Source organism: Pseudoalteromonas sp. PB2-1 (assembly GCF_045040605.1).
GTDB classification, from domain to species: domain Bacteria; phylum Pseudomonadota; class Gammaproteobacteria; order Enterobacterales; family Alteromonadaceae; genus Pseudoalteromonas; species Pseudoalteromonas arabiensis.
In genome coordinates this window covers 123,936-136,921 of the sequence record NZ_CP090667.1, presented here as the reverse complement: position 1 = coordinate 136,921, position 12,986 = coordinate 123,936, and the positions used below count along the sequence as shown (strand labels likewise).

Annotated in this window: 18 protein-coding genes; 12 read left to right on the top strand and 6 right to left on the bottom strand. The window is 41.8% G+C overall.

All coding sequences use genetic code 11. From position 1 onward, the window contains the following. Nucleotides 1-2 precede the first annotated feature (2 nt). The 3 genes from L0Z67_RS00710 to cyaY are packed head-to-tail and all read right to left on the bottom strand — an operon-like array spanning nucleotide 3 to nucleotide 1,886. Nucleotides 3-887, bottom strand: a complete 885-nt coding sequence (locus L0Z67_RS00710; RefSeq protein ID WP_405128353.1) for a DUF2914 domain-containing protein — start codon at nucleotides 885-887, stop codon at nucleotides 3-5. A 22-nt stretch (nucleotides 888-909) separates the two neighbouring features. Next, nucleotides 910-1,566 carry an alpha/beta hydrolase gene (locus tag L0Z67_RS00705; protein WP_062569481.1) on the bottom strand — a complete coding sequence of 219 codons (657 nt, stop codon included), beginning with the start codon at nucleotides 1,564-1,566 and terminating at the stop codon, nucleotides 910-912. Continuing rightward, nucleotides 1,563-1,886, bottom strand: a complete 324-nt coding sequence (gene cyaY / locus L0Z67_RS00700; RefSeq protein WP_062569480.1) for an iron donor protein CyaY — start codon at nucleotides 1,884-1,886, stop codon at nucleotides 1,563-1,565. The genes L0Z67_RS00705 and cyaY overlap by 4 nt, the downstream gene beginning before the upstream one ends. Before the next feature lie 149 nt (nucleotides 1,887-2,035). Here cyaY and L0Z67_RS00695 point away from each other — a divergent pair, with 149 nt between their 5' ends. From L0Z67_RS00695 to L0Z67_RS00660, 8 genes are all read left to right on the top strand, one after another. Further along, on the top strand, nucleotides 2,036-2,209 hold the full coding sequence (locus L0Z67_RS00695) for a lipoprotein (RefSeq protein ID WP_157066204.1): 174 nt from the start codon (nucleotides 2,036-2,038) through the stop codon (nucleotides 2,207-2,209). 3 nt (nucleotides 2,210-2,212) lie between these two features. Next, nucleotides 2,213-3,466 (top strand): diaminopimelate decarboxylase, encoded by a 1,254-nt coding sequence (gene lysA, locus L0Z67_RS00690; RefSeq protein ID WP_193988119.1) that lies wholly within the window; start codon nucleotides 2,213-2,215, stop codon nucleotides 3,464-3,466. Nucleotides 3,467-3,530: 64 nt separating this feature from the next. After that, entirely contained in the window at nucleotides 3,531-4,361 is an 831-nt protein-coding gene (gene dapF, locus L0Z67_RS00685; RefSeq protein ID WP_130150323.1) for a diaminopimelate epimerase, read from the top strand. Beyond that, nucleotides 4,358-4,969: a DUF484 family protein gene (locus tag L0Z67_RS00680; RefSeq protein WP_062569477.1), complete on the top strand. Its 612-nt coding sequence runs from the start codon at nucleotides 4,358-4,360 to the stop codon at nucleotides 4,967-4,969. Before dapF ends, L0Z67_RS00680 begins: the two co-directional genes overlap by 4 nt. After that, entirely contained in the window at nucleotides 4,966-5,919 is a 954-nt protein-coding gene (locus tag L0Z67_RS00675; protein WP_237114677.1) for a tyrosine recombinase XerC, read from the top strand. Before L0Z67_RS00680 ends, L0Z67_RS00675 begins: the two co-directional genes overlap by 4 nt. A gap of 12 nt (nucleotides 5,920-5,931) precedes the next feature. Further along, complete coding sequence (locus tag L0Z67_RS00670) at nucleotides 5,932-6,642, top strand: HAD-IA family hydrolase (protein ID WP_237114676.1); 711 nt, start codon at nucleotides 5,932-5,934, stop codon at nucleotides 6,640-6,642. A gap of 69 nt (nucleotides 6,643-6,711) precedes the next feature. Beyond that, nucleotides 6,712-7,824 (top strand): retroviral-like aspartic protease family protein, encoded by a 1,113-nt coding sequence (locus L0Z67_RS00665; RefSeq protein WP_405128352.1) that lies wholly within the window; start codon nucleotides 6,712-6,714, stop codon nucleotides 7,822-7,824. A gap of 9 nt (nucleotides 7,825-7,833) precedes the next feature. Then, nucleotides 7,834-8,202, top strand: a complete 369-nt coding sequence (locus tag L0Z67_RS00660) for a HopJ type III effector protein (RefSeq protein ID WP_062569473.1) — start codon at nucleotides 7,834-7,836, stop codon at nucleotides 8,200-8,202. On the opposite strand, the gene L0Z67_RS00655 is transcribed toward L0Z67_RS00660, so the two are convergent. Both L0Z67_RS00655 and L0Z67_RS00650 read right to left on the bottom strand, forming a co-directional pair. Continuing rightward, entirely contained in the window at nucleotides 8,179-8,604 is a 426-nt protein-coding gene (locus L0Z67_RS00655; RefSeq protein ID WP_237128307.1) for a GNAT family N-acetyltransferase, read from the bottom strand. The genes L0Z67_RS00660 and L0Z67_RS00655 overlap by 24 nt on opposite strands. 46 nt (nucleotides 8,605-8,650) lie before the next feature. Further along, a complete protein-coding gene (locus tag L0Z67_RS00650) occupies nucleotides 8,651-8,956 on the bottom strand; it encodes a DUF6482 family protein (RefSeq protein ID WP_062569471.1) in 306 nt (101 codons plus the stop codon). Nucleotides 8,957-9,036: 80 nt separating this feature from the next. Between L0Z67_RS00650 and L0Z67_RS00645 the strand changes: the two genes are divergently transcribed. The 3 genes from L0Z67_RS00645 to L0Z67_RS00635 all read left to right on the top strand — a co-directional run bounded on the left by L0Z67_RS00645 (nucleotide 9,037) and on the right by L0Z67_RS00635 (nucleotide 11,381). Next, entirely contained in the window at nucleotides 9,037-9,723 is a 687-nt protein-coding gene (locus tag L0Z67_RS00645; protein ID WP_193989013.1) for a pseudouridine synthase, read from the top strand. 68 nt (nucleotides 9,724-9,791) lie between these two features. Continuing rightward, on the top strand, nucleotides 9,792-10,166 hold the full coding sequence (locus tag L0Z67_RS00640) for a BlaI/MecI/CopY family transcriptional regulator (protein ID WP_130150308.1): 375 nt from the start codon (nucleotides 9,792-9,794) through the stop codon (nucleotides 10,164-10,166). Between the two features lie 9 nt (nucleotides 10,167-10,175). After that, nucleotides 10,176-11,381, top strand: coding sequence for a TonB family protein (locus tag L0Z67_RS00635; protein ID WP_193988114.1), 1,206 nt, complete (start codon nucleotides 10,176-10,178; stop codon nucleotides 11,379-11,381). Nucleotides 11,382-11,463: 82 nt separating this feature from the next. Here L0Z67_RS00635 and L0Z67_RS00630 read toward each other — a convergent pair whose 3' ends face one another. Then, complete coding sequence (locus L0Z67_RS00630; RefSeq protein ID WP_062569468.1) at nucleotides 11,464-11,847, bottom strand: MAPEG family protein; 384 nt, start codon at nucleotides 11,845-11,847, stop codon at nucleotides 11,464-11,466. Nucleotides 11,848-12,084: 237 nt separating this feature from the next. Between L0Z67_RS00630 and L0Z67_RS00625 the strand changes: the two genes are divergently transcribed. Next, nucleotides 12,085-12,963: a multidrug transporter gene (locus L0Z67_RS00625; protein ID WP_405128351.1), complete on the top strand. Its 879-nt coding sequence runs from the start codon at nucleotides 12,085-12,087 to the stop codon at nucleotides 12,961-12,963. The last annotated feature ends 23 nt before the right edge of the window (nucleotides 12,964-12,986 follow it).

Sequence of the window (12,986 nt, the reverse complement as noted above, 5' to 3'; positions counted from 1 at the left end):
CGCTAATCAGCTAAAATTCTAAATTCTTTTTGTGCAAGTAAGTTGCCATCGGTATCAACAACTACAACACGCCAATCACCTACTTGTTCAAGCATAATATTTTTAGTCGAGTAAGTGCGAAAACGCGGACTGCTTATCGCTAACTCAATTGAAGCCAGTTGCTGATCTTGGTAATACCATACATGACGTACAGTTTGCCCCTGCATATTCTTAAGCTCACTGAAAAAGCTAAGGCTTTGGCTAATATCAAGCAATTTTACATCGCTTTTTAGAACATTGACTGGTTCTCGATCAACAACATCTGTCGTTAATACCGCTCGACTCACTTTATCCGTATCTATTTTAGCGCCAATTGCCACACTCGCGATATGGGCTGTGTGAGCAAACTGCTGTTTATTTTGAACAGCTTCGGGCTGCGCTTCGTCTTTTGGCTCACTAATTTCAGGAGGCGTTTCATCAACGCTTGCTAATACTTCGTCGTTTTGATCTGGCTCAATAACTTCTGCTAGCACTTGCGGTGAGTCGCTTTGTTGCTGCAAATCGGTTTGCACTTGAGTATTAATTGACGAGGTAGGTTCATCTTGCAAACTCATTGTTGCAGGGCCTTTGGCCTGCTCCGTGTTATGCGCCAAGCGCGGCAGCTCGTCAAGCTCGCGACTTAAATCTGTTTCAGTGGCCAATGATGCTTCTTGCTGAGCTTGCTGTTCTGATTGCTCTGCATTTACTGCACCTAAAAAGCTATACGCCACAATAGCAAGCGCAATAAATAACACACTGCCAACTAGCACAATACGCCGCCAATGCCATTGATACGTTACTGAAGAAGGTGCAGTATTGACTGATTCGGCACTTCCCATATTTGCTTTTATTACCAGTTTTTTTGTCATATTGGCCTCTTTACAAGCTATGTTAGCTCAAGCGAGCAATTAACCACTCTCTGATTGCCATCAGTTCTTCACCACACACCTGATGCGCCATCGGATAGTCTTGCCAGCTTACTTCCATGTTATTTGCAGATAATACATCAAACGCTTGCCTGCCCGCACTATGCGGTACGACATCATCAAGACGACCATGCGCCATAAATATATTTAAACTATTTTGCTTCGCCTCATCAGCGAGCTTATCAGGTACGCACATATAAGTTGATAGCGCCATAACACCCGCTAGTTTTTGCTCTAAACGTGGTGCTAAATGCAGTGATACAACACCACCTTGTGAAAACCCAGCAAGGACAATCTTATTGGCAGGAATACCTTTCGCTATTTCTACTTCAATAAGCTCGGCGACTTTTGCTGCGGAGTCTCTGACACCTTGCTCGTCAGCACGCTTATCTAAATCCATCGACTTTATGTCGTACCAAGAGCGCATTGCCATTCCACCATTAATGGTGACCGGTTGTACTGGCGCATGGGGAAATACAAAGCGCACTCCCAGCTCTTTTGGTAAAGCTAACTGTGGGGCAACAGGAGCGAACCCATCACCTGAATCGCCCAGACCATGCAGCCAAATAACACTTGCTTTATGCTCCCCTTGAGCAGGGTACTCTACGCACTCTAAACTCATAGCTCAGAACGCCATTCAATAGGTTGGCCCGCTTGACGAGTCGCAGCATCACACATAAATTGCCAAAATTCAGCACCTGAACGGTTATCAATCCACTTATCGTCACGTAATTCAAAGTGATGACCATTAAATTTAGTCGCAACCCACACCTGATGCAGTGGTGCTTGTTTATTGATCACAATTTTACTGCGATCTGCAAAGATGATTTCTAAAATACCTGATGCAGACTCGTAGTCTAAATCAGCATCACAGTCATCGATTTGCTCTTCAATCGTTAGCATTAATGCATCGGCTAATGTGTGGTATTCATGATCAGTCATTTTTATGTCCTTTAACTGGCTTATAAGCCTAGATCTGGGGGCAGATTATGTACATCAAGTGTAACAGGAATAAATTCATCCGCGAATAGCTGCATTTTTTAAATATTCTGTTACTCTGCGATTATAAAGCCAGCAACCGTATTAATCTAATGAAAGAGACTCATAGCCAAAAATTAAAGACCATTTTACCCTTTGCCCTTCTGCTCACCTTAGCCGGCTGCGGACAAAGTGGTGCTCTTTACCTACCAGATGATACGCCGCAGTCAACAGACTCTCAGCCTGAGGCTGCTCCATCCGAACAACCAGAACAAAAACAGGACTAATTGATGGACTTTTTTAATTACAAAGATAGCCAGCTGTTCGCTGAAGACATCGCTGTCAAAGAGCTTGCCGAACAATATGGTACACCTTGTTATATCTACTCACGAAAAACCTTTGAACGTCACTACCTGGCCTTTGCCGAAGCCGCAAAATCGCATAAAAGTTTGGTATGCTATGCCGTAAAAGCGAATTCAAATATTGCTGTACTCAACATCCTAGCGCGCCTTGGTTCTGGTTTCGATATTGTTTCGAAAGGGGAACTTGCGCGAGTAATTCAAGCCGGTGGCGATGCATCTAAAGTGGTCTTTTCTGGGGTGGCCAAAACAACTGATGAAATCGCCTATGCACTTGAATTGGGGATTAAATGCTTTAATGTTGAATCAGTGGCGGAACTTGAGCGTATCTCAGAAGTCGCCACTTCGCTAAAGCGTATTGCACCTATTTCGATTCGTGTAAACCCTGATATCGACGCAAAAACCCATCCGTATATCTCTACCGGTTTAAAAGAGAATAAATTTGGTATTGATATTCAAACCGCTGTTGCTGTTTATCAGCATGCTGCATCTTTACCAAGCCTAAAAATAACAGGTGTTGATTGCCACATTGGTTCACAGTTAACAGAAATCAACCCCTTCTTAGCAGCGCTTGAAAAAGTACTTACTTTAATTGAACAACTAAAAGCCGTTGGCATTGAACTAACTCACCTTGATATTGGCGGTGGTCTTGGCGTGCCCTATAACGGCGAAACACCTCCTCACCCAAGCGAGTATGTTGACAAAATCACGGCTCGATTAGCTGATTATCAGGATTTAGAGCTTATTTTCGAGCCTGGCCGCGCTATTGCAGCCAATGCTGGGATTTTAGTAACTAAAGTTGAGTTCATTAAACAAAACCAAGACAAATACTTTGCTATTGTCGATGCCGGCATGAACGATATGCTTCGCCCGTCACTTTACCAAGCCTGGCAAAGTATTGTTCCTGTTATCCCGCGCGAAGACGATACTAAAAGCCACAACTACGATATTGTGGGTCCTGTGTGTGAAACCGGTGACTTTTTAGGTAAGGATCGTCAACTTGCTCTTCAAGCGGGCGATTTACTTGCACAGCGCAGTGCGGGGGCTTATGGCTTTACGATGAGTTCAAACTATAACTCACGCCCTCGTGTTGCAGAGATAATGGTTGATGAAGAACAAAGTTATTTAATCCGTCAACGTGAAACTCTTGAAAGCCTTTGGCAAGGTGAGAAAATTTTACCATAAACGTTTTTATAACCACCCTGCTCTGTGGCATGATTAGCTCAGAGCAAACCCGAATTAGAGCGTTATGTTAGTTAATTTCTCAAAAATGCACGGCCTAGGTAATGACTTTGTTGTTATTGATAACATTACTCAAAATGTTTTCTTATCACGAGATCAAATTAAAAAGCTGGCAGATCGCCACTTCGGCATAGGTTTTGATCAATTACTCATGGTCGAAGCCCCCTATTCTCCTGATCTCGACTTTCACTATCGTATTTTTAATGCTGATGGTAACGAAGTCGAACAATGTGGTAATGGTGCCCGCTGCTTTGCTCGATTTGTACGCATGAAAGGCTTAACAAACAAGCACAAGATCACCGTATCAACCAAATCGGGAAATTTAACTTTATATATTGAGAAAGACGGCCAAGTAACGGTCAATATGGGTCACCCGACTTTTGAACCAAGTAAAATTCCACTTAAAGCCAGTAAACGAGAGCTCACCTATATTCTTCGCACTGAAGAACACACCATCTTTAGCGGCGCAGTCTCAATGGGTAACCCACACTGCGTATTAGAAGTCGATGATATTCAAACAGCTGATGTTGACACTTTAGGGCCACTGCTTGAAAACCATGAACGTTTTCCACAACGAGCCAATGTGGGCTTTATGCAGGTAATTTCGCAAGATCATATTAAACTAAGGGTGTGGGAACGCGGTGTTAGTGAAACCCTTGCTTGTGGAACGGGCGCATGTGCAGCGGTTGTGATTGGTCAAGCCCAAAGCAAGCTAGCAAACACAGTACAGGTCGATTTACCAGGCGGTAGCCTGCAAATACGCTGGCAAGGGGAAGGCCACCCCGTAAGAATGACCGGTCCTGCGGAGCATGTTTTTGATGGGCAAGTAGCATTATGAGCAAACAAACAGAACAACAAATTGCAGAATACTTAAAGGCGCACCCTGATTTTCTAGTTAACAACCCTGATGTACTTGCAGGGCTTGAACTGCACCAACAAACAGAGGCAGCAACGTCGTTAGTGCATATTCAGCAACGCCAACTGCGAGAACACAACACCTTACTGAAAAACAAAATTGCGACGTTAATTGAGCAAGCAAAAGAAAATGAGCTAATTTATCGCTTATTTAGTGAATGCCATCGTCAGCTTTGGACCAATTACGACTTTACAACACTGGCAAGTAACCTACGCAATATAATTTGTACCAACCCCTCAATAAATGAGTGCCACCTTGTTAAGTATGATAAAAAGTTTGATGATTTAATCGCGCACCGCTTACAAGATACGGGCACTTATTTAGGCCGTGTAAATCAACAAGAGCGCGACTTACTGTTTTCTGATTCAACGCAATCTACCGCATTATATTTAATTGGTAATACTAAACATCCAGTGGCCATCTTGGCGTTTGGCAGCGATGATGTGAATCACTTCGAACCTGCTAAAGATAGCTTCTTCGTACTCGATTTTGTGCGCTCATTACAGCTACGCTTACTGGAACTTGCATGAGTGAGGAAATTGCGCCAAACACAGACGAGTTAAGTGATGCTTGGCGCACGCCTATCCAACTTTTTGCAGACTACTTGCGCTATGAAAAACAATATTCAGCGCACACGATAAGCCAATACACCAGCCAACTAAGCTTTGCTGCTTTGTACTTTAGTAAGCTTTGTGAAAGCTGGTTTAATGTACAAGGTGAGCATATTCGTCGTTACAGTATGCAATTGCGAAGTAAACAATTAAGCGGCCGCACGATTAGTTTAAAACTGAGCTGTATTCGTAGCTTATATAAATTTTTAAAAGCCAAAAACATTGCAAACCAAACACATTACCACAATCCTGCCGAAGCTATTAAAGGACCTAAATTTTCTAAGCCATTACCCAAAAATTTAGACGTTGATCAAATGGCAAAGCTATTAGAACTCCCCGATGATGACCCATTGGCTATTCGCGACAAAGCAATGATGGAATTAATGTACTCCTCCGGTCTGCGCATTAGCGAGTTAGTTGGCGCTAACATACAAGATATTAACCCTACAGAAGGCGAAATGTTAGTACGTGGTAAGGGTAACAAAGAGCGCTTACTCCCTGTTGGAAGTAAAGCCCTCAACGCTTTAAAAGCGTGGCTAAAAATTCGCCCACAATTTGCACACCCAGATGAAACCGCAGTCTTTGTAAGTAGCCAAAAAAAACGTATTTCAGTACGCCAAGTTCGCCTGCGTATGCAAGAATGGGGCATTAAACAAGGCATAAGCTCGCAAGTGCATCCACATAAGTTACGCCACTCATTTGCCTCGCATATTCTAGAATCATCCGGTGATTTACGTGCTGTGCAAGAGTTATTAGGCCATAGCAGTTTATCAGCAACACAAGTTTATACACACCTTGATTTTCAGCATTTAGCCAAAGTGTATGACAATACCCATCCACGCGCTAAAAAGCGCTCAACACCTGAGTAATCCGTTGTAATTATGATCCGATTTAATCGTGCCTTATCGCCAGTTTCTGTGTTAAGTTTTGATTTAGATGACACACTCTATAACAACCATCCAATCATCAAATCAGCTTTGCAAGCACAAGCTGATTATCTTGAAACGCTAGAACAATGGCCTGTCGATAGCATGAGCTACTGGTTAAAATGCCGCGATAATGCCTTAAAGCAAGATGCGACTTTAATCGATGACGTGACGCGCTGGCGACAAGCAGCATTATTATATGCCATGACAGACTTAGGGTTTGATAAAGAAACCGCTCAGCAGCATGCACATGGGGCCTATCAAGCTTTTGCCGATGCCCGCAGCCAAATAACCGTTGCGAATGATGTACTTGAGTTACTTGCTAGTCTAAATAAACAATACCGTTTAATTGCCATCACCAATGGTAATGTCGAGGTAGAAAAGTTTAACCTTAATGGCATGTTTGAGTTAGTTCTACAAGCAGGCCCGCACGGTAAAGCAAAACCACACAGCGCCTTATTTGATACTGCGGCTGCAAAGCTAAACATCCCTCACAGTGAAATTTTGCATATTGGTGATAGCTTAGACACGGATGTACAAGGGGCTAATAACGCAGGCTGTCAAAGTGTTTGGTTGAATAATCAAGAAACACAGTACAAATACAAGGGTCTAGCAGATATCGAAATAAGTAACATTCTAGCCCTTCGTCACTTAGTTAAAAGCTAACTATTTTTTAATGTGTTTTATGCTGATAAAGTAACCACATTAAGGGAAGTCTTTGTACAGGCAAAATAGATGGATACTCTACTCAAATTAATATTGGTGTGTTCTCTTTGTTTAAATACTTATTTTATATGGCGAATAAACTCTCAATACGCCTCTGAAGTAACGCCAGAGCAAGCCACTTCTATCTCGCTAGAAAAAACCACTGTTTTGCCCAGTGAGTTTGAACAAGCTATTGTATTTTTTGATAATCAACAATTTGATAAAGCAATTGAGTTTTATACACAACTTCTTGCAAGCGATCCTCACCAAGCCAAGCAATTAAAACAAGCTTGGCAACAAGAGGTTGAAGCTTGGCTCTCAGGTCACGATGAAGATGTAAGCGAGCTATTTCTAAGTGCATTTTTAAAGCGTCACCCCTATGATATTACAATGCTAAAACTTGATGCTAAACGACTTATCAATCAAGGTCATCTTCAGCAAGGGATCGTGAGCTTAATGGCATTAGCAAACCGACTGGATAGCAATCAACAAGGTTCTTTAGCTAAACAGATTGAAGAGTTAGTCACCTTGCAGATCACTGCCCTCACTCAAGCACAACAATGGCAACAACTACTAGAGCACAGCTTACAGTGGCTAGACTATGCACCACACAACCCACACTACTTATATACTTACGCAATGGCTTATTATCAGTTAGGTGACTATGTTGCAAGTCAAGTAGCCCTTGAGCAACTACCTGAAAATCACGCTTTTACAAGCCAAGCGAATGAGTTACATCATAAAGTACAGCAAGCGTTAACTGGTGTGGATATTATTGAACTCATCCCCCATGGCGCGCACTACTTGGTTAATAGTGTTATTAATGACACTCTGCACGTTAAATTAATGATAGATACGGGGGCCAGCTTCACCGTGATAAACCACGCGCAACTAGATAACCTCGCAGAGCCAGCCATTTTTGTCGGTACGCTACAAGTGAATACTGCAAATGGCACCGTCAAAGCTAAACGTTATAGGGTACGCTCTTTTCAAATTGGTCAGCAGTATATAGGTAATTTTGATGTATTAGTGATGGACAATCACTCAGGCGTGGGATTGCTAGGTATGAACTTTCTCGGAAATTATAAGTTTAATATCAATCAACAACAGGATGAGTTAGAGTTGATAAAAAATAACAATTAAGGATAAAGCATGACACTCAATGCATTTTTAGCAAAACTGGCAGATACACCGACATTGATTGAATTCACTGATACAATGGCCGTTATCGAGCAAAACTACCATTTCACTCCCAGTGGATTTAATAACCATGGGCTTATTAGCTCAGCAAATGAAAATAATGGCTCATGTAAGATCTTTGCCTTTGCCAAACTTAACCAATTGAGTAAGCAAAACACGTTAGATTGTTTTGGTGCTTTTTATCGTGATGATGTACTGAAACACCCTGATGCACATGATCACATGAATATTCGAACATTTATGCTCGCACCAGAGGCCACACCTTTCTTGGGCATAACTTTCACAGAAGAAAATGTTCTAACGGCCAAATTTGAGCGATAGACTTTTTTCCATAAAGTAGCGGAAACCATCAAGTGGGTAATTTGCCATTTGGTACTTCACTTGGTAACCATTTTTTTCGTAAAAAGGCTTTGCTTGGAAGTCAAGTGTATCAAGTTGAGCCATCTTTGCGCCAAGCGCAGTCGCTTTGCTTTCAAGCTCATTCAACAGTCGCGAAGCAAGGCCCCTGCCTCTAACAGAGTCATCGCACCATAGCCAACTTATTAATAACCAATTGCCAAATACTTGGCCACTAATACCTGCAACCACTACCTGCTTTTTATCGACAAACTTAAAGCCTAACGGAATACGTTGTGCATTAAAATGCTGCTTATTATACGTAACAATATGCGTTCTTAGCTGGTCACTTAACTCTACTGAATCATCACTTTTTAATTGATACATAGCATACCCATAAAATGTTATGACTCAGTATACGCTTTAAAATCAATCAGTATAGATGATTCTTGCCATAAGGAACCTCAAGCATATTGCTGGCGAGCTTCTCTGGCTGCCCACACATTTCATCGTAAGCACTAGTATGACGTAGCACCATTTCACCGTAGCTTAGATGGTCGAGCCTCTTTTGAATATGTAATGGGCTGAGATCACGTATAAACTCACCATGTTCATCAGTGACATAATATTCAACGTTATTGATCACCACAGACACTTGGTAGAGTGCCATTTCCAACGAGTGAAGGATAACCTTTTGCAGTGGTTGGTGCGCTGCAAGTTCAGATAACTTAATTGCCATGTCGAACCCCTTTTATATGTAGTACTTCTTATACGCGGGTTTGATATACTATGATCAAATTAACTGTACAAAAATCACTCATGCCAGAAAAAGTACGCCTTGCTAAATTTATTGCTCATGCGGGTATTTGCTCTCGAAAGCAAGCATCACGCTTGATAGATCAAGGTGAGGTAACAGTAAATGGCCGTGCTGCAAATCACATAGATCACGTCGATGAGCACGATGATGTGATGGTACTTGGCGAAAAAATTTCAGCAAAAATGCCACTCACCTACTTTGCGTATCACAAACCCGTTGGTATAGATTGCAAATTAAATGCTGACGACCCAACAAGCCTTATTCATAGCCTGCCTAAAACCACTCGCGTTTACCCAATTGGCCGGCTCGACAAAGACTCCCGAGGTTTATTGATTTTGACCAATGACGGCGAGTTTTGTAATCAACTGATCCACCCTGATTACCACCAACCCAAACGCTATTTAGTCACGGTAGATAAGCCACTTGATAGCGACTTCTGTAAAAAAATGGCGGGCGGTGTGCCCGTAGATAAACAACTAACGCTCCCTTGTGAGGTGACTCAAGTCACCGAAAAGCAGTTTTGCATCGTCTTAAAACAAGGCTTAAACCGTCAAATACGAAAAATGGCACGTTTTTGTGGCTACAAAGTCATCGACTTGTACCGCACAGATATCGCAAAGCTGTCACTCACCACGCTGAATTTGCCCGAAGGACAGATAGTTAGTATCAAAAAAAGTGACATTATCTAACAAAAAAGTTTGCATTAATTGATTACGCGTGTAATCTTAAATTGAAGATTACATCTGTAGGCATAAAAATGATTGAACTTTCTAAAGCTGAATTCGAAGTATTAGATGCTGTGTGGATTAACTACCCTGCCACGGCAAGTGAAGTAATTGCGCGTTTAAGTGACGATAAAGAATGGCACGAAAAAACCATAAAAACGCTGCTAAGTCGTTTAGTTAAAAAAGGCGCGCTAAGCTTCGAAAAGCAAGGTCGCCAATATAACTACACTCCCTGCATTGCCCGTGAAGAATACACATTAAAAGAAAGCCAAAGCTTTATTGAACGCTTTTTTAACGGCCGCATTGCGCCATTAGTAAGTGGTTTTGCTAAATCAGAGCAACTCTCGCAACATGATATTGATGAGCTAAAAAAGGTCATTGATGATTGGGAAAAACAGCAAAAGTAAGGCGTTGTTATGTTAGATGCATTTTTTAATTGGCTGTTAGATCAACAGCTTTTGATCTCATCTGCAATTTTGTTTTTATTGCTGCTAGAGCGAAAACTACTAAGTCAGCTATCGGCACGCTTGGTTTATACACTGTGGGCACTATTACCTATTAGTTTATTGTTAGCGAACTTACCCGATCACTTAAAGCCAATTCAAAACGACTTTATCAGTAAGCTGACTATCACGCCAAATACAGAAGTAATGCCGCAATTTACGCTAACGTGGTTTGCTATTTATGGTTTTATTAGTGCTGCACTGCTGATCACTGCCGTGTATTTTCATTACCGCTTCTTAACAAAACTGCAATTAGCACCAATTGCGCTTGATCAGCACAGTAGCCAAAATATGCGCTTATACCAAAGCAAACAAGTGAGCTCACCGATGGTTGTAGGAGTTATAAACACCAAGCTAGTGCTGCCAACAAACTTCCAAAGTCACTACGATAGCCATGCTTTAGCGCTTATTTTAGAGCATGAATCAGTGCACATTAAACGCAAAGACAACCTAGTTAATGCCCTCGCCTTAAGTGCCACTATTTTGCTGTGGTTTAACCCTGTCGCTTGGCTTGGCTATGCAAGCCTACGTCGTATTCAAGAGCTTTCATGTGATGAGCAAGTGCTCAAAAATAAATCGACAGAACAACGAATTTTATACAGTAAGGCATTAGTGCACTGTGCCAGCTTTAGCAGAGCAGGCTTAATGGCTTATTCACAATACGGAGATAAAAACACCATGTTACAACGTCTAAATCAAATAAAGCAGATCGACAACAGTTCATTTATCGCAAAAACAGCGTTAGTTATTTTTACAATGGGCATGCTTAGCAGCTTTGCAATTGCAAAGCAGCCGATGTCAGTTGAAAAAACAAAAGATTACCAAGCGGTTATGCGTGTGGAACCAATCTACCCAATACAAGCTGCAGAGCAAGGCATTAGCGGTTCAGTCGTTCTGAAATACGATATTTTACCAAGTGGCGCCACCAGCAATGTCAGTGTGGTTAGTGCGGAGCCTGAAGCTGTTTTCAATCGAGAAGCAAAAAGAGCCTTAAAACAATGGCAATATGCGCCATCTGAATCGGGCTTTAAAAACGCCTTAGTGCAACTCGATTTTGCCTTAGACGAAAACTATCAAGCAAAAGATTTAATAGAGAAAATTAAAGTTAGTTCGAAATAAGCTGTATCAACTTAAGACCCTAAAGCAAGCGCCTTATTTAAGCCGCTTGCTTTGTGGTTTTTACTGTTTTAATCAGTATGAACTATAAACACAGTGCAATCATCGCCACACAGCTCACGTAGCCAATCAGCCAAACTAACGAGCGCAAAATATCTTGGTTTATATAGTAAAAAATACAATATAGGACACGAGTAATTATATGCACAACAGCTAACATTTCAGTGGCTTGATAGATATTGTTGGTCGCAATCACCACCGCTAAAGCAACAGCAAAAACAACTAATGACTCGAAACTATTTTGATGAGCAGCCAGCGCCCTCGCCCCAAAACCTGTCAACTTACTTTGTTGATCTCTCGGGTGTTTATTGTCATATCCTTGAAGCTTATTTTGCGCAAAAGCCACGGGAGCTTTTGCTAAATAAGGTAGAAGAACTGCGATGAGTGCGCAGATAATCAGTGTTGTCATGATATTTCCTTATTTTTTAACTGTATTAGCTTACCCTAACGCAAACAAAAAAAAGCCGCTACTTATAACAGCAGCGGCCAGCAATAGCATCATTGTCACTATAGCCTAATGACGACATAAAAGCCCTGCGGCATATTGTCACAGCTGAGTTTTCCTCAAGTTGATCGATAAGCTAATGCCCAAATACTTTGGTTTTGTTACTCTATACCCAAGCCCCCTCATTAATTTATTTTCAATATGACTTGGATTTTCTTAACCATTTTTGCGGCATTTATGCAGTCGTGGCGCAATGCGCTGCAAAGTAAACTCAGTGCAACAGTGAGTGTAGCAGGGGTGACGCTTGCTCGTTTTATTGTTGCCAGCCCAATTGCTGCCCTGTATTTATTTGCACTTTATCAATACCAAGACGCCGCACTACCAGACTTTAACCTGGCTTTTATTGGCTACATTATTGGTGCCAGTATCGTCCAAATTGTTGCCACAGGTTTGATGGTAAAACTATTTAAAATGAATAACTTTGCAGTCGGTGCTGGGCTTGCCAAAAGTGAAGCACTGATGGCGGCTATTTTAGGGGTTATGTTTTTTGGCTCCGCACTGTCATTGCTAGGCTGGGTGGGTGTATTTATTGGTGCAATCGCCGTATTGCTATTAAGTGGCATCGCGAATGTTAAACACTTTAATTTGGGCACTGCACTCCTTGGGCTTGCTTGCGGAACTTCATTTGCTCTTTCATCATCATGGATCCGTGAAGCAAGTTTAAATTCAGGACTGACTTTCCCGCACTCAGCCGCATGGGTACTGGTACTGATAATCAGCTTACAAACGCTAATGCTATGCGCTTATATTGCACTCAAAGAGCCCGATACATTTAAGAAAATGTGGCAGCATAAAGGCACTACTACCGCTGTCAGTGTTTGTAGCTGTTTAGGTTCAATCGGTTGGTTTAGCGCCATGAGCCTGCAGCATGTTGCTTATGTAAAAACACTCGGGCAAGTTGAAGTGTTCTTTACCATTTTGGTATCGATTCTTTGGTTAAAACAGCCGTTAAAACGCCAAGACACGGCGGGTCTAGTATTAATTGCCTTGGCTGCCATTTTGGTGATGCTACCCAATTAGGTGCATTTCTAGTCATTAAAAAA

What these genes read in the sequence shown, in the direction of transcription:
- L0Z67_RS00710 (WP_405128353.1), bottom strand. Translation starts at nt 887, where the DNA reads ATGACAAAAAAACTGGTAATAAAAGCAAATATGGGAAGTGCCGAATCA.
- L0Z67_RS00705 (WP_062569481.1), bottom strand. Translation starts at nt 1,566, where the DNA reads ATGAGTTTAGAGTGCGTAGAGTACCCTGCTCAAGGGGAGCATAAAGCA.
- cyaY (WP_062569480.1), bottom strand. Translation starts at nt 1,886, where the DNA reads ATGACTGATCATGAATACCACACATTAGCCGATGCATTAATGCTAACG.
- L0Z67_RS00695 (WP_157066204.1), top strand. Translation starts at nt 2,036, where the DNA reads ATGAAAGAGACTCATAGCCAAAAATTAAAGACCATTTTACCCTTTGCC.
- lysA (WP_193988119.1), top strand. Translation starts at nt 2,213, where the DNA reads ATGGACTTTTTTAATTACAAAGATAGCCAGCTGTTCGCTGAAGACATC.
- dapF (WP_130150323.1), top strand. Translation starts at nt 3,531, where the DNA reads ATGTTAGTTAATTTCTCAAAAATGCACGGCCTAGGTAATGACTTTGTT.
- L0Z67_RS00680 (WP_062569477.1), top strand. Translation starts at nt 4,358, where the DNA reads ATGAGCAAACAAACAGAACAACAAATTGCAGAATACTTAAAGGCGCAC.
- L0Z67_RS00675 (WP_237114677.1), top strand. Translation starts at nt 4,966, where the DNA reads ATGAGTGAGGAAATTGCGCCAAACACAGACGAGTTAAGTGATGCTTGG.
- L0Z67_RS00670 (WP_237114676.1), top strand. Translation starts at nt 5,932, where the DNA reads ATGATCCGATTTAATCGTGCCTTATCGCCAGTTTCTGTGTTAAGTTTT.
- L0Z67_RS00665 (WP_405128352.1), top strand. Translation starts at nt 6,712, where the DNA reads ATGGATACTCTACTCAAATTAATATTGGTGTGTTCTCTTTGTTTAAAT.
- L0Z67_RS00660 (WP_062569473.1), top strand. Translation starts at nt 7,834, where the DNA reads ATGACACTCAATGCATTTTTAGCAAAACTGGCAGATACACCGACATTG.
- L0Z67_RS00655 (WP_237128307.1), bottom strand. Translation starts at nt 8,604, where the DNA reads ATGTATCAATTAAAAAGTGATGATTCAGTAGAGTTAAGTGACCAGCTA.
- L0Z67_RS00650 (WP_062569471.1), bottom strand. Translation starts at nt 8,956, where the DNA reads ATGGCAATTAAGTTATCTGAACTTGCAGCGCACCAACCACTGCAAAAG.
- L0Z67_RS00645 (WP_193989013.1), top strand. Translation starts at nt 9,037, where the DNA reads ATGCCAGAAAAAGTACGCCTTGCTAAATTTATTGCTCATGCGGGTATT.
- L0Z67_RS00640 (WP_130150308.1), top strand. Translation starts at nt 9,792, where the DNA reads ATGATTGAACTTTCTAAAGCTGAATTCGAAGTATTAGATGCTGTGTGG.
- L0Z67_RS00635 (WP_193988114.1), top strand. Translation starts at nt 10,176, where the DNA reads ATGTTAGATGCATTTTTTAATTGGCTGTTAGATCAACAGCTTTTGATC.
- L0Z67_RS00630 (WP_062569468.1), bottom strand. Translation starts at nt 11,847, where the DNA reads ATGACAACACTGATTATCTGCGCACTCATCGCAGTTCTTCTACCTTAT.
- L0Z67_RS00625 (WP_405128351.1), top strand. Translation starts at nt 12,085, where the DNA reads ATGACTTGGATTTTCTTAACCATTTTTGCGGCATTTATGCAGTCGTGG.